General features: G+C 29.1%; 16 protein-coding genes and 1 pseudogene. 9 read left to right on the forward strand and 8 right to left on the reverse strand.

Annotated features, from left to right (window positions below):
* Positions 1-12 precede the first annotated feature (12 nt).
* From N5D90_RS02045 to N5D90_RS02065, 5 genes are all read right to left on the reverse strand, one after another.
* The gene (locus tag N5D90_RS02045) at positions 13-3459 is read right to left on the reverse strand and encodes an AAA domain-containing protein (RefSeq protein ID WP_280061411.1); all 3447 of its coding nucleotides are present in this window, start codon (positions 3457-3459) and stop codon (positions 13-15) included.
* Between the two features lie 21 nt (positions 3460-3480).
* The gene (locus N5D90_RS02050; protein ID WP_038334387.1) at positions 3481-4647 is read right to left on the reverse strand and encodes a site-2 protease family protein; all 1167 of its coding nucleotides are present in this window, start codon (positions 4645-4647) and stop codon (positions 3481-3483) included.
* Positions 4648-4689: 42 nt separating this feature from the next.
* The gene (locus N5D90_RS02055) at positions 4690-4824 is read right to left on the reverse strand and encodes a DUF4846 domain-containing protein (protein WP_262487866.1); all 135 of its coding nucleotides are present in this window, start codon (positions 4822-4824) and stop codon (positions 4690-4692) included.
* The gene (locus N5D90_RS02060; RefSeq protein ID WP_280061412.1) at positions 4796-5443 is read right to left on the reverse strand and encodes a DUF4846 domain-containing protein; all 648 of its coding nucleotides are present in this window, start codon (positions 5441-5443) and stop codon (positions 4796-4798) included. The genes N5D90_RS02055 and N5D90_RS02060 overlap by 29 nt, the downstream gene beginning before the upstream one ends.
* A gap of 64 nt (positions 5444-5507) precedes the next feature.
* A complete protein-coding gene (locus N5D90_RS02065) occupies positions 5508-5885 on the reverse strand; it encodes a VOC family protein (RefSeq protein ID WP_038334380.1) in 378 nt (125 codons plus the stop codon).
* A 327-nt stretch (positions 5886-6212) separates the two neighbouring features.
* Between N5D90_RS02065 and N5D90_RS02070 the strand changes: the two genes are divergently transcribed.
* Both N5D90_RS02070 and N5D90_RS02075 read left to right on the forward strand, forming a co-directional pair.
* Positions 6213-6755 (forward strand): hypothetical protein, encoded by a 543-nt coding sequence (locus N5D90_RS02070; protein WP_280061413.1) that lies wholly within the window; start codon positions 6213-6215, stop codon positions 6753-6755.
* A 26-nt stretch (positions 6756-6781) separates the two neighbouring features.
* Positions 6782-7747: a D-2-hydroxyacid dehydrogenase family protein gene (locus N5D90_RS02075; protein WP_280061414.1), complete on the forward strand. Its 966-nt coding sequence runs from the start codon at positions 6782-6784 to the stop codon at positions 7745-7747.
* A 33-nt stretch (positions 7748-7780) separates the two neighbouring features.
* Here the strand turns inward: N5D90_RS02075 and N5D90_RS02080 are convergent, their stop codons facing one another.
* Together N5D90_RS02080 and ligA are read right to left on the reverse strand one after the other, a co-directional pair.
* Positions 7781-8338 (reverse strand): hypothetical protein, encoded by a 558-nt coding sequence (locus tag N5D90_RS02080; protein ID WP_280061415.1) that lies wholly within the window; start codon positions 8336-8338, stop codon positions 7781-7783.
* Complete coding sequence (ligA, locus tag N5D90_RS02085; protein ID WP_280061416.1) at positions 8338-10332, reverse strand: NAD-dependent DNA ligase LigA; 1995 nt, start codon at positions 10330-10332, stop codon at positions 8338-8340. Before ligA ends, N5D90_RS02080 begins: the two co-directional genes overlap by 1 nt.
* A gap of 122 nt (positions 10333-10454) precedes the next feature.
* Here ligA and N5D90_RS02090 point away from each other — a divergent pair, with 122 nt between their 5' ends.
* From N5D90_RS02090 to N5D90_RS02120, 7 genes and pseudogenes are all read left to right on the forward strand, one after another.
* On the forward strand, positions 10455-10709 hold the full coding sequence (locus N5D90_RS02090; protein WP_115000598.1) for a hypothetical protein: 255 nt from the start codon (positions 10455-10457) through the stop codon (positions 10707-10709).
* Entirely contained in the window at positions 10687-11100 is a 414-nt protein-coding gene (locus tag N5D90_RS02095) for a hypothetical protein (RefSeq protein WP_280061417.1), read from the forward strand. Before N5D90_RS02090 ends, N5D90_RS02095 begins: the two co-directional genes overlap by 23 nt.
* A gap of 370 nt (positions 11101-11470) precedes the next feature.
* On the forward strand, positions 11471-12175 hold the full coding sequence (locus N5D90_RS02100) for a phosphoadenylyl-sulfate reductase (protein ID WP_038334367.1): 705 nt from the start codon (positions 11471-11473) through the stop codon (positions 12173-12175).
* 83 nt (positions 12176-12258) lie between these two features.
* Positions 12259-12818: pseudogene (locus tag N5D90_RS02105) on the forward strand (Crp/Fnr family transcriptional regulator).
* Between the two features lie 74 nt (positions 12819-12892).
* The gene (locus tag N5D90_RS02110) at positions 12893-13219 is read left to right on the forward strand and encodes a multidrug efflux SMR transporter (RefSeq protein WP_280061418.1); all 327 of its coding nucleotides are present in this window, start codon (positions 12893-12895) and stop codon (positions 13217-13219) included.
* Positions 13219-13740, forward strand: a complete 522-nt coding sequence (locus N5D90_RS02115) for a GNAT family N-acetyltransferase (protein WP_280061419.1) — start codon at positions 13219-13221, stop codon at positions 13738-13740. The genes N5D90_RS02110 and N5D90_RS02115 overlap by 1 nt, the downstream gene beginning before the upstream one ends.
* 95 nt (positions 13741-13835) lie before the next feature.
* Positions 13836-14162 (forward strand): DUF493 family protein, encoded by a 327-nt coding sequence (locus tag N5D90_RS02120; RefSeq protein WP_280061420.1) that lies wholly within the window; start codon positions 13836-13838, stop codon positions 14160-14162.
* A 494-nt stretch (positions 14163-14656) separates the two neighbouring features.
* Here N5D90_RS02120 and N5D90_RS02125 read toward each other — a convergent pair whose 3' ends face one another.
* Positions 14657-15148 (reverse strand): 3'-5' exonuclease, encoded by a 492-nt coding sequence (locus tag N5D90_RS02125; RefSeq protein ID WP_280061421.1) that lies wholly within the window; start codon positions 15146-15148, stop codon positions 14657-14659.
* Positions 15149-15150: the final 2 nt, after the last annotated feature.

Raw genomic sequence — 15150 nt, forward strand, 5'->3', positions numbered from 1 at the left:
AAGTGATTTTAATTAGATTGTTAGTTTATAGGTAGATTTATTTTCTAAATAATCAATTAAGGTTTTAATCAATTGATTTTCTTTCAAAATGGCTTGATTTCCAATTAAAAATAATTGTTCTTTTGCGCGCGTTAAGGCAACATTCAGCTTTCTATCTACATTTCCTTGATCGTTCATATTCACCAAGGCATTCAATTGCGAATGATACGTCACAGCAAAACTATACAGAATAATATCGCGCTGACTTCCTTGATAGCGTTCCACTGTATCAACTGTAATTTGTTCGTGATTTGGAATATTTGCTAATTCTAATTTTTGTTTAATCAACGCAATTTGATTTCTAAAAGGGGCAATAATTCCAATTGTTTTCTTTGGATCAAATGGTTTTTGATTGATTTCATATAAATGAATAATTTCTTGCACAAACTTCACAATCAAATCGGCTTCTTGTACATTCGTTGAAGGCAAATAAGGATTTTCGTCAACATTGATAAATGCAAAACGATGATTCGTGATAAAGTTTTGTAAATTATTTGATTGATTATAATGTTCAAAATGTAAATCTGCACGTTGACGATTTAAACTTTGTTTTATTTCATCATTTAAATTTGGAATATCAAAGGCTACGTTTAATTTTCCATCATAAAAATAATTGTTCGGAAAATCTGCGATTTCAGCGTGCATTCTTCCTTGATAAGTCAATTGGTCAAACGCATTTTCGTAATTATTTCGTTCACAAAATTCATACAAACGCTCGAAAATAGAATTTTTACGATTAATTAAACCAATATTTTCTAATAATTCGTTATTTGTTTTCGCTAATTCAGGATTTTGTAAAACGATTGCAGGCAATTGTTTGTGATCACCAATCATGATAAAACGTTCTGCTTTTGGTAGAATCCCAACAATTTGTGGTTCTAAAATTTGCGAAGCTTCATCAATAATAATGGTATCAAACTTCTTCAACTTCAGAATATCATTTTTACTTGAAATCGAAGCTACGGTCGAAACAAAAATGCGTTGTTTACGAATAATATCTTGAATTGTTTTTCTCGAAAATTTTTCTCCTTTTTGCTCTAAATCGGCATCTTTTTGTTCAATAATTTTATTCAATAAATTTTGATGAAATTCAGGAGAAGTAGATAATTCATTCCCAATTCTAATGAATTTTTGTTCAATTTGATCAGAAATAGCCGAATTTATCGATTCACATAATTCATCAACTGCACGATTTGTATACGCCAAAAGCAAAATGTTACAATCCTGTTTTTCATAGATTTCTTTCACCAATTCTTTGATGATAATCGATGTTTTTCCTGTTCCTGGAGGTCCATTCAACAAAAAGTAATCTTTTGTAGAAAGTGCTTTTTTCAGAATTCGATTTTGTTCATCCGAAAGATTTGAATTAAAATAATCATAATCCATTTCACTTTTTGGAACAGATTGCGTTAAAATCAAATCTTTTTTTGCTTTAGAAGAATGAATTAATCCATATAAATTTCGGTACATCGAAACGAAAGAAGAATCCATGAAATCGCGCTCTAAAGCCCATTTTCCTGTTGAATCAAACGAATCAAAAAATCGTGTATTTGGTTGTTGATAACGAAAACGTAACACAATAAATTCTCTCGAAATACTTTTGATCGTACATTTAAAAACCTGATTTGTTAAAACAGAATCTTTGAAATTATTCCGAGGATAAAGAATGCAAATATCACCTTCTCGAATCGAAATAAAATCATTAGCAGGATTGGTTCTTTTTAATTTAATTTCTCGTTTTGGATCAGAAATATGATTTTCTACAATTTCTAAATCATAAATAATCTCGAAATTATTGTTTTTTTCTTCGAAAGTATTCAGCCACAAACTCGCCAAACCATTGTTAGAAGTCGATTGTCCCAAACCAAGTTTCGCCATATATTGCTCTTTCGCAATGAAATTGGTAAACGAATAAAAATAGGCTTTTTCTAATGGAGAACTATTTTTGATCGGATAGATAAATTTATCCAATTGTTCTTCTAGAATTTCTTTGAAACGAGGGTTGATTTTTCGTTTAATGAAGTTTGCAGGTTTAATCGAATAAATAGTTGATTCAATATCGGTTAATGTATGATTTGCTAAACGATTTTCATTGATAATTATTCGATTTCTTAAATCAAAAATGCGTTGAACTCGTGCTAAAGTTGGTACATCAAAACGTAAATTTCCTTGATATACTTTCGAATAGAAAATATAACCTTCGGTGTTTTTTGTGACATCTTTAAACTCTAAATCATACAAAACACCAATAATTTGGTAGTATAAAAAGAGCTGCGTCGCATGATTTGGCTTGACACTTTTTCCGTCATCAGGAAAAGGTGCACCACCAGATTTTAGCTCGATAATTTTATTCTTTCCTTCAGGATTAATGTCCAATAAATCCAAACGACCTTGAATTCCGTACTGTTCGCACAAAAAAGAAGGCTCTATTAATGCACGATCCAACGAAATATCATATTGCGGAAAGTCTTCAGTCAAAACTTTTTGAATACGATCAAAATGACCTTTTGCTTCTAAATAATAATCTTTCAAATCTTGTGGATTCGTCAAATCGTTGCAAGCCGTATATTCTAAAGGATAATTTTTAAAATCATTCTTGAAAATCTCATTAAAATCCGTTTTTTCAATGTTTTCTGTTGAAAAGTGATCGACAACCGAATTAGCAAAATTTCCTAAACGAATGTGTTTGCTGTTTGGGGCTTCTTCAAATTTTTTCTGAATATAATGCAATTCAGAAGTTCCATAATCCTGAAAACATTCAGCAATTGCCGAAATATCAACCAAATAATCTGGTTCGAGAATGATAAAACGCGGATGATAAATTCCTTCTTCATCAATCGTCGAATTGACTAAATTTAATTGTGCACCAACCCAAAAATCTTCAACAGAAGTAAAATTTTCATTTACGCCATCTTCATCAATTTGAACTGTAATATTCTCATCTGTTTCATTATCTTCATGATCACAAATCAAACAATCTCGCTTGATTTCAATTACTTGAACACGTAATTTTTTTACCCGATTTCGAGTAAGAATTTTGTTGGTATAAAATTCTTTTTCAGGAAAATAATAGATAATTTCTGCCGGAATCATCACTTCATAAATCGAAGAAATAAAATCCGCAACATATTTATAATGTGTGAAATATTCGTGTTCAGTTGGTTCGTATTTTTCGCTTAGAATTCGTTGAGCTGTTTTACGAAACGAATGAATTTTAGTTGAAACTTGGTATTGATTACAGATAAAAGATAGTTTCGAGAAAAAGTTAGAAAACTGTAAAGCTTCGTTTTTTGTCAACTCAAACGCAATATTTTCAACCAAACGTTTTAAATCTAAATATTTAGAGTTGATTGGTTTATTGGCAAGTTGGATTTGTAAAACTTCATTTAGCAGTTGATTTCCTATTTCTTCTCGATTCACGGCGATTAATTTGGTGTAAAATTAATCAATTTTTTGAAGAAGTTTTTTGAATATAAAATCATCACTTGCAAACATACTCTTTTTATGTTTTACGGCAAAATCAATGTATTTTTTTCCTCTTTTTTCATTACCTAACTTCATAAGGGCGATGCCAAAAACTAATGAATTGAGTAAATTAGTATGATGAGTAATTGTTTTTGAAACTCGATTATTTAATATAGTACATATTTCTGACCATTGTTCATTAAAAGCTAAACAAACGGAACGTGTTGAAATAAAATTTATAGATTTTGTTAATTTATTTACATCTTTTGAATATAAATCTGCCAATTCGTAATTCTCATTTAAGCTGTAGTAATAAGAAACATTATTATTTACATATTGCTTATATTGTCTATTTTTTTCTAAATTATTTAGTAAATAATCTATTTTGTTTTGGCAATCGTTTGATGAATTATTTCGGACATCTAAATAAAAATCAATGAAATGAGAATAATAATCATTTGGTTTTTGTTGCAAAATTTTTTGATTGATTTCTCTTAGACTTTCATATTTATCATTATAAATCAAATAGTTTCTTTGTTCTTCAATTTCTGAAATATGAATTATTTTATTTTTATTCAATATCAAATTGATAATGCTCAACATATCATTATCACCTGAAATCCCATTATAGTTATATTTAAATGGGATAAATGTGCTAAGAAAAAGAATGACATTAGGAAACATAATTAAATAACCAAGTATTCCATTTTGGATAAAAATTATGAATCCAATAAAAATTAAGATTGCGTTAAATATAAAGCCAGCAGAAAAAATCAAAATTCTTTTATACTTATTAAGGTTAGGATTATCTAAACTTACATGTACTGACCCAGAATTAATATGATTATAAATTTTTAATTTAAAATTCGATATATTTTTTTCATAAATAATCAAATCATTAATATTCCCAAATTCAATTCCTAAGATTTTAGCATTTGTCATTTTAGCCATAAATAAATGGGCAAGTTCGTGACCTATAATTGATAAACGAAATATAACAAAAGCAAAAATAAAGTAGTAAAATAATTTTACTATTTGAAAATATTCAGGATTAACAAAATATAATAATAAAAATGGCAAAGAAAAAAAGAATAGCTTTTTTGGGACAATGGCAAAAAATAAATTGTAAATGTTATAGCCCATAAATGTGGAATTTAGATTTTAATATATAATTCAAATTTACGTTTAATCCCACGTTTTCCAATCATCACTTGTAAACAACCATTCTGGAGTTTTAATTTTACCTTGTTGCACTTTATACCAAGGATTTAATTTTTTATCCGTCGGATTATTAAGAATCTGAATTTCTTGTGCTGGCATATAACTTTGAGCAAGTAAAACAATTTTTTTCACCTTGTTTATTCTTTGCTAAATCGACTACCATAACCGCGTGTCCATAAGGATTTCCTTGTTGCAAAAGAATATCACCAATTTTTATCTGTTCAAAATTTACCAATTTCAATTGTTTTTTCAAAGAAGCTGTATTTGCGTAACTGAAAACATATTCCAAATATTTCCAATAATTTTCTGGTGAATAATCTCCATTTGCAAAATCAGTAAACTTGCGTGGTTTTTCGTCCGATAAAAAGTTGAAAGAGATTTCATCATAACGCTTTTGTTGGTAGAGAAGATCAGCTCTCAAACGCATTGTTGCATCTGAACATTGATGTAAATCTTTGTTTCCAATCGGTAAATCAATCACCGCATTGTACACATTATTTACAGGTTTTTCGTTTCCATTATAGAATTTTACAAGTGTTCCAAAGTCTTTTAATTGCAAATGTTGTAGAAAATAGCCGAATTCATTTTGATTATAATTTTCTCTTTGAAAACCTTTTAGTACGGAATATCGATCAATTATTTTATTTGCTTTTTCGTTGATAAAACTTTCTTTTTCAACAATTTTTTGAATTGAGTCTTGATGATTTTTAGTATGCATAGAATTTTCATCTTTGCAACTGAAGATAAAAAATGGCAATATGAAACAGATGTATTTTTTCAAATTATTTAATTCTCAAAGGTGAAACAATGACAACAAATCCATCAGGATCTAAGAAAGAAATTCCATTTTCATTCCAATACGGATTTTTAGATTTTATTGGTTTGATCTGATGAAGTTCTAAACGCTCAATGATTTCGTCATATTCTTGTTGCGTTGTTGGATAAAATACCAAACAATCGTCTTCATCAAAGTGATGATTGATATTTTCGTGAGTTGTTGTAAATTCTAAATGCCAGCTTAAATCTGTTTTTCCAATAAAAATGCCATCATATCCATTGTGATTTTTAAACTCTCCAAGGATTTCAAAATTTAAAACTTTTATATAAAAATCCCTGATTTCATTGATTTGGTTGGTATGTCGAGCAACTCTAAATTGCATAAAATTCACTATTATTATTGATTGAAAATTAGTATATTTTATTGAATTTTATGGAAATATTTAATCATGTTCAAACAAAATCGATATACAAAACTTTTTATCTGTTCGCTCTGTGTTTTTATTACAGGAATATTCTCGACTGGATATGGCTTTAATTTGGATTATAACAAAAACGATTATGGTGTATATTTTTTACTTGCTGGATTTCTTTTTATCATCATAGGATTTATAATCGGTGTGTTTAGCTTAATAAAAGGATTTGTAAAAATATATCGAAAATAAATACTTTAATTTTACTCATATAGTTTATATAATATATTGATTTAGATGAAAAAAATAGTATTCTTTTTCGTTCTCGTAACATTCTCTGTGATGACTTCTTTTGCTCAGAAAAATGACAAAGTTAAAAGTGAAGAAATTAAAACGATCAAAGCAAATTTTACTCGAATTAATTCAATTAAAAATTGGTCAAAAATAAAAGAAGTTGAAACTGATAATTCTGCTGATGGTGGTTACATTAATTATTATTACAATCATGATAAATTAGAAAAAATTGTGGTACGAAAATTTGGTGAATCTGGACAATATTTAGCTGAATATTATTTGTTGAATAATAAATTGTCTTTTGTTTTTGAGAAAAATTTGAAATACAATGTACCTTATTATTTAAAAGAGTTTAATTACGACGATTCTGAAATAATTGAGGACCGTTACTATTATTCAAATAATAAATTAATAAACTATAAAAGTAATCAAGATGATGGGGCGCCATTTTCAGATATTTTTATTAAGAGTGAAGAAAAGCGTGTATTAAAGGAGTTTAACCAATTATTAAAAAATAGTAGTTTAGCTAGAAAAACTACAAAATAGTTTTACATTTATTAAAAATATAAACAATGAAAATCGCCATATTAGATGATTATCAAAATGCCGTTTCGCAACTAAAATGTTTTGATTTAGTAAAAGATTATGATATTAAAGTTTTAAATAAATCATATACAACTGCAAAGGATTTAGCAAGTGAAATTAAAGATGTTCAAATTTTAGTTTTAATACGAGAACGTACAAAAATTGATGACGAATTATTATCACTTTTACCTAATTTGAAATTAATCAGCCAAACAGGTAAAATTTCAAATCATTTAGATTTAGCTGCTTGTACTAAGCACAGAGTTGCTGTATCCGAAGGAATTGGCTCACCAATTGCGCCTGCAGAACTTACTTGGATGTTGATTATGAATGCGACTCGAAAAGTTCCGCAAGCAATCGAAGCGATGAAGAAAGGAGAGTGGCAAACCAATATTGGTTCTACAATCCATGGAAAAATGATTGGAATTTGGGGCTATGGGAAAATTGGACAAATGATTGCTCAATATGCGAAAGCTTTTGGAGCGAAAGTTCAGATTTGGGGAAGTGAAAATTCTCGTCAAAAAGCGATAGAATATGGTTTTCAGGCAAGTAATTCTAAAGAAAAGTTTTTCTCTACTAGTGATGTTATTACTCTTCATATTCGATTAAATGAGCAAACAAAAGGAATTGTGAAATTTGAAGATTTGAAATTAATGCAACATGATGCAATTATTGTAAATACTTCTCGTGCTGAATTGATTGAAGAAAATGCTTTAAGTAAAGCTTTAAGTCAAAAAACGCCAACTTATGCTGCTTTAGATGTGTATGATTCTGAGCCGATTTATGATAAAAACAATGAATTTTTAACGAATCCAAATGTAATTTGCACACCGCATTTAGGTTATGTAGAAGAAAATAGTTACGAATTATATTTCTCAAAAGCTTTTGAAAATATAGTGAATTTTATTGAAGGAAATCCAATCAATATTGCAAACCTTGAAGTTTTAGACTAATAAAAAAATCCGTCAATTGACGGATTTTTTTATTTAATACACTTCTTCTTTTTTGAAGAAAACCGTGTCGTTTCCTTTTCTAAATTTCAGTTCCGAATATCGAATTGTGTAATCATCAGACATTCCGTAAGTTTCTAAAATAAAATTATCTTTGAAACGATAATTTCTATTGGTTTTATGTTTTGCATTCGAGCCTAATTCTTCTTTCAAACTCAACATTTCTGGAGAAATTTTGAAGCGAGAATCAGTTTCTATACGATTAATAATTGTATTGACATCGGCAGAGTCCATAATCAAAACCGTTTCTTGTTTCATGTTTTTAATTCCAGAAATATCTGTCGAAACAATTTTTAAATTTCCTTTAAAACCAATTCCAGCTTGATGTAAATCTGTTTTCAAATCATCATTAGAATACATTTGACTTCTGTAACCATATTTCACCATCGGAATCATCACAATAAAAAATATCGCAAGCGAAACTATCATTGCAGATTTGTTGTAGCCTGCCATTCGCAATCCATAATAGATAAATGGAATCAAAATCAATAATACAATTCCGAATATAATGACAGCAATTAATCCTGATTCCATTAGCCATTAATCATATTTAAAAATTCGTCTTCCGTCAACACAACAACTGTTCCTATTTCTTCTGCTTTTTTCAGTTTACTTCCAGCTTTATCGCCAGCAACCAAGAAATTTAAGTTTTTAGAAACTGCAGAAATATTTTTCCCGCCATGATCTTCCACCATTTTTTGTGCATCAGTTCGATTGAATTTTGTCAAAGTTCCTGTAAACAAAAACGTTTTGCCTTCCAAAGAATCTGACAAAGGTTTTGCTTCTTCTCCAATCTCGAAATTCAACCCGTAATCACGTAAACGTTGAATCAAAATCTGATGTTGTTCTTCTTTAAAATATTCCTTAATCGAAATTGCAATTTTTTCTCCAACATCCGTTACAGAAACTAATTCTTCCATTGTAGCATTCATCAAACGATCAATCGTTTGAAAATGTTTCACCAATTTTTTTGCAACCGTTTCACCAACATGACGAATTCCAATCGCATACAATACCTTTTCGAAAGGTTGCTCTTTAGATTTTTCGACAGAATTAATAATATTTTGAGCAGATTTTTCAGCCATTCTTTCCAAAGGCAAAATATCTTCTTTTTGTAAAGTATAAAAATCAGCAATGTTATTTAGCAAATTTGCTTTGTGTAACAAAACCGCTGTTTCACCACCTAAGCCCTCAATATCCATTGCTTTTCGAGAAACAAAATGCTCTAATTTTCCAATAATTTGTGGCTCACAACCATTCTCATTTGGACAATAATGCTGCGCTTCGCCTTCATTACGAATCAATTCTGTTCCGCAAGAAGGACAATTTTTAATGAATTCGATTTCTTCGGTTCCAGGTTGGCGAACATCAGTATTAACACCGACAATTTTCGGAATAATTTCGCCGCCTTTTTCCACATAAACCATATCACCAATGCGGATATCCAACTTTTTGATAATATCTTCGTTATGAACAGAAGCACGTTTTACGATCGTTCCAGCCAAAGAAACAGGCGCAAGATTCGCAACAGGCGTAATCGCTCCAGTTCGACCAACTTGATAATCGATGCTCAATAATTCGGTTTCGGCAGCTTCAGCTTTAAATTTATAAGCCATTGCCCAACGTGGAGATTTTGCAGTATAACCTAATTCATCTTGTTGCGAAAAAGAATTCACTTTGATCACAATTCCGTCCGTTTCGTAAGGTAAATTTTTACGTTCGATATCCCAATGATCTACAAAAGCTAAAACTTCTTCCAAAGAAGTACATAATTTTGACGTATGCGGAATCTTAAAACCTAATTCATCAGCGGCTTGTAGCATTTCCCATTGCGTAGAATAAGGTAAATTATTTCCAATAAAATAATACGGAAAGCATTGTAAACCACGTTTTGCAACTTCTGTATTATCTTGTAATTTCAACGATCCAGAAGCGGTATTTCGAGGATTAGCATATAATTCTAAACCATTATTAGCGCGTTCTTCATTAATTGAAGCAAATTTATTGAGCGGAATTGTAATTTCGCCACGCATATAAAATCGTTCAGGATAATTTCCTTTCAATTTCAATGGAACAGATTGTATCGTACGAATATTATTCGTGATTTCGTCACCTTGTGTTCCATCTCCACGCGTTACAGCTTGTGTCAATTCTCCATTTTCATACAAAATAGAAATCGAAGCGCCATCATATTTCAATTCGCAAACAAATTCTACTTTTTCACCTAACGTTTTCTCAATTCGTTTTTCCCAATCTTGCAAATCTTCAACTGAATATGAATTGTCTAACGAATACATTCTGAATTCGTGCGTAATCGTCGGAAAATTTTTTGTAACCATTCCACCAACGCGTTGTGTAGGAGAATTGACATCAAAAAAAATAGGATTTTCGTCTTCTAATCGTTTCAATTCTTTCAATTTCAAATCAAATTCGAAATCAGAAATTGTGGGATTATCTAAAACGTAATAATTATAATTATGCTGAGTAAGCTCTTCTCGAAGCGCTAAAATTTTGTCTTGTATTTCCATTCTAAAAATGTTACCGAACAAAGATAAACACTTGAATTAATACGAACAATTTTTAAAATAATTTGGAATGATTTATATTTAGGAATATTTATTGCAACGTTTACTGAAAAAAATAATCAACTATGAATAATTTATTGGAAGTTTTAGATACAAAATCAAAAGGTTTTGAAAATACAGTTTCTATCGTAACAACTGGAGCAGCAGCAGGAATTGCAATTTCGAAAGCAATTAATAAGAACGAAAAAGTTGGCGCTGTTGTGGGAGTAGGAGTAGGTTTGCTGGTTTATGCAATGTTTAGTCCTCAAAACAAATTGAAAAAAGTGAATAAAAAATTGGAAAAACAAATAGAAGAATTTGAAGCTAAATTGGAAAAATAATCTGTTTTTATATGTAAGTATTTTAACTTATTTGGTGAGTTTGATTTTACCTGTGCATTTCATTTTTGACAATCCCGAAGAATATTCAGGATATATATACGCTTATGTCGGATGGATGACTTTTCCTTATTTGGACTTTTTTTGTTGGTTAGGGAACTTTACATTATTATTATCTTGGATTTTTTATAAGAAAAAAATAGGATTAATATTAGGTATTATCGCTGTTATTCAAATGTCATTATACGGAATTAATCATTTGACAAGATTAGATATTTTACAAATACATGAATATGATTTACCACTTTTCGGTTATTGGATTTGGTTATTTTCGTCCATTTTTGTCCTAATTCATCATTACAAAAAATATAAATTAAAAAGTCAAACTTTGTAAAGTTTGACTTTTTTCGTTTATGATATTCATAATTTGTTCTCGAAGATGATTAGATAGAATTTATTTTTATGATATTTTAAATATTTTTATCCTAATAATGATATTGTTTTTTGAGTTAATTAATAATTTAAACTCTTCGAAAACCTCTGTTTAATGCCAATTTGGACTGATTTTCTTCTTTTTTACGAATATGATAATTTATTCTCGTAGATGATTTAAGTATAAATAAAATTTGCTTATATAATTTATTGATTCTATATTGCATTATATCTATAAAATTAGTCGAGATTAGTTTTGTTTAGAAAGTTGGAATTTATACATTTGTTAAAAATAATTACTCTATAAAAACTATAGAGATTATATATGCAAAATGAATCAACTAAAAGAAATATTAGAGGAAGTAATAGCACAGTCAAGTTTAGATGAAAAATTGTTGTTCTTGAATGATAATGTAAAAGAAAAGATATTTTTTTCGACAAGTTTTGGTTTCGAAGATCAAGTTATTTCGCATGCTATTTTGAGTCAAAAATTAGATAATATTGAGATTTTCACTTTAGATACAGGACGTGTTTTTCAGGAAACTTACAATACGTGGAACAAAACTGAATTGAAATATCAAGCGAAGATTAAACCATTTTATCCGCCAACAGAGGAGTTAGAAAAGTTTGTTGAAGAAAATGGAATTAATTCTTTTTATGATTCGGTTGATTTAAGAAAACAATGTTGCTATATCAGAAAAGTAATTCCTCTGAATCGTGCATTAAAAGAAGCATCAGTTTGGATTACAGGTTTGCGCGCAGAGCAATCGAATAATCGACATGATATGCACGAAATAGAGTTTGATGAAGAAAAACAATTATTCAAATTCAATCCATTGATTGATTTTACAACAGAGGATTGTTTTGAGTATTTGAAAGAAAATAGAGTTCCTTACAACCCACTACACGATAAGGGCTTCATAAGTATTGGTTGTGCTCCTTGCACACGTGCTATAAACGAAGGCGAAGATTTTCGTGCCGGTAGATGGTGGTGGGAAGATAATAGTAAAAAAGAATGCGGTCTACATGCAAAGTAGATTTCAGGTGTTAATTTAATTTGAATGACTCAGCCTATTTTAGGTTGAGTTTTTTGTTTACTTTTACTAGACAAGTTTCAATAATGGAAATAGAACAAATCTTAGATCAAATTTCACCACTTTCCTCGCAGTCTATTCAATTGATTGCAGATAAAATGCAACTGATTCAATTACCAAAAAACACCACGCTTATTGATGCCGATAAAGTTGAAAAAAAGCTATATTTCATCAAAAAAGGAATTGTTCGCGCGTATATAATTGATGATGGAAAAGAAATTACGTTTTGGTTTGGGAAAGAAGGCGATTTGATTTTATCGATGCGAAGTTATGTCGAAAATAAAATTAGTTACGAAACAATTGAATTGATGGAAGATTGCGAGTTATATGAAATTAAATCTTCTGATTTACAGTTATTTATGCAACTAATTTAGAGATTGCAAATTGGGGAAGAAAACTTGCTGAAATTGAATTGATAAAAACTGAAGAGCGTTTTATTTCTAGGCAACTGGGAACGGCGATTGATCGTTATAAAAAATTGTTAGAAGAAAATCCAAGTTTGATTAATCGTGTACAATTAGGTTATATCGCGTCATATTTAGGAATTTCCCAAGTGACATTAAGTAGGATTCGCGCCGAAATTTAAGCGAATAATTTTTTAACATTTGTAAAAAAATACTATTTTTTTCTAATTCATCTTTGCAGTAAAATATTAACAAAATGAATTGGATTTTATTGATTTTAGGAGGATTATTCGAGATTGGATTTACATCATCTTTAGGAAAAGCCAAAGAAACAACAGGCTCAGAAATGTATATGTGGTACGGCGCTTTTGCAGTGTGTTTGGTCGCAAGTATGGCATTGTTAATCAAAGCAACACAAACCTTACCTTTGGGAACTGCTTATGCAGTTTGGACTGGAATTGGTGCTGTTGGAACAGTTTTAATCGGAATTTTTGTATTCAAAGAACCTGCTAATTTTTGGAGAATATTCTTTATTTTTACATTAATTAGTTCAATTGTAGGATTAAAATTTGTTTCGCATTAATGAACGAAGAAATTACAATAAAAAGAGTTGAAGAAAAAGATATTTTAAAACTTCAAGAAATCTCTAAAAAGACATTTGCAGATACATTTTCTTCTTCTAATACAGAAGAAGATATGCAAAAATATTTGAACGAAAGTTTTTCAGAAGATCAATTATTAAAAGAAGTAAAGAATCAAAATTCGTTGTTCTTTTTTGCAATGATTAACCAAGAAGTTGTCGGTTATCTGAAATTGAATATTGGTGATGCTCAAACAGAAATTTATGATATGAATTCTTTAGAAATTGAAAGAATTTATGTGTTAGAATCGTTTCAAGGAAAGAAAATTGGACAAATTCTTTTTAATAAAGCTGTAGAAGTAACGATGAATTTCAACTTACATTCAATCTGGTTGGGAGTTTGGGAAAAGAATATTTCTGCGATTAATTTCTATTTAAAAAATGGTTTCGAAAAATTTGATCAACATATTTTCAGACTTGGTGATGATGAACAAATTGATTATATGATGAGATTGAAATTATAAGATTTAAAATATGCCAAAATGTCTTATTAATTCTATATTTTATCAATAATGTGAAGTGGTATTGTTTTTGACATTGTAACAATAAAATAATAGATATGGACACAAATAGAGATTATACATTCGAAGAAATACCAGATAGCTCTCACAACGAGCAAGATTTTTATGCAAAATTTAGAGAGAGATTAGATGATGTACAAAAATTTCCAGCAGATTATTTGTTCAAATTCATTTATCCTTCAAGTGAAGAAACGATGAAAAAAATCAAAGAAATTTTTGCTGGAACAAATGCTGAATTTGAATATAAAGCTTCAAAAAATAGAAAATATACATCTATTTCGATAAAACTTTATGTGATTGATGCGGATACAGTAATCAATTATTACAAAGAAGTTTCGAAAATAGAAGGTGTTATAATGTTATAAGAAAAGGTTGCAATTGCAACCTTTTTTTGTGTTTTTAAAAAGAGTAGGGGAGGAATCAATCTTCGATTTTAAATAAATCTTCCCAAAATAATCTTCTTAATTATGTTAAATACATAACGTAATTATTTTACTTCTTCGATCAAATTCCTAATTGAAATCAATTTTTTAATTTCTTAAAATTATCCAATTTCGAAAGAAATTCTTAGAACTAAACTTTAGTTTATACTTCATCATATCAAAAATTCTAAAAGCAAATTTTCAAATTTTTATATTTTCAATTCATTCCACAAAATCAAAATATCCTTATTTATAATTGAATTTTTACTTCATTAAATTTTTCTTAGAAAACTGAACAGTAAAGTGTAATTAATCAATTTTAAATACTTGTAAATACTTACAAGTATTTGTAAACGGATATAATATTCAATATAAATATTTTATAATTTATGTAAAATTATTTTTAAATGTTTAACCAGATAAATATTTAGTAAAAACTATTTTAATAAGTACAATTGTGCACAAACTTTTGCATCAGATAAAGCTTCGTGATGGTTGAGCTGAAGATTAAATCGGCGCGCGCAATCTGATAATTTTGTAGGAACAATTCCTTTTTGTTTGAAAATTCTGTATGTACATTCCCACTTTTCGGAAAGGTTAAGTTGAGAATAATTGAGGCTATAAAACTCCATTGTATTTTTTAAAACAGAACGATCAAACGATTCGTTATGTGCAACAACAAGCTGATTTTGTAAACGATGTTTGATTTCAAAATACACGTCTTCAAAACTTGGTGCATCAATTGTGTCTTCGGGACGAATTCCGTGAACCAAAATATTATGATAATTATATTGATTTAAAGGTGGTTGAATTAACGTGTAATATTCGTCCGTAATCACATTATCCGTCACAGTTACAATTCCAACCGCGCAAGCAGAATTGCGATAATTGTTTGCAGTTTCAAAATCGATAGCAACAAAATTTTCCATAA

This window comes from Empedobacter sp. GD03797 (assembly GCF_029842105.1).
Classification (GTDB): domain Bacteria; phylum Bacteroidota; class Bacteroidia; order Flavobacteriales; family Weeksellaceae; genus Empedobacter; species Empedobacter falsenii_C.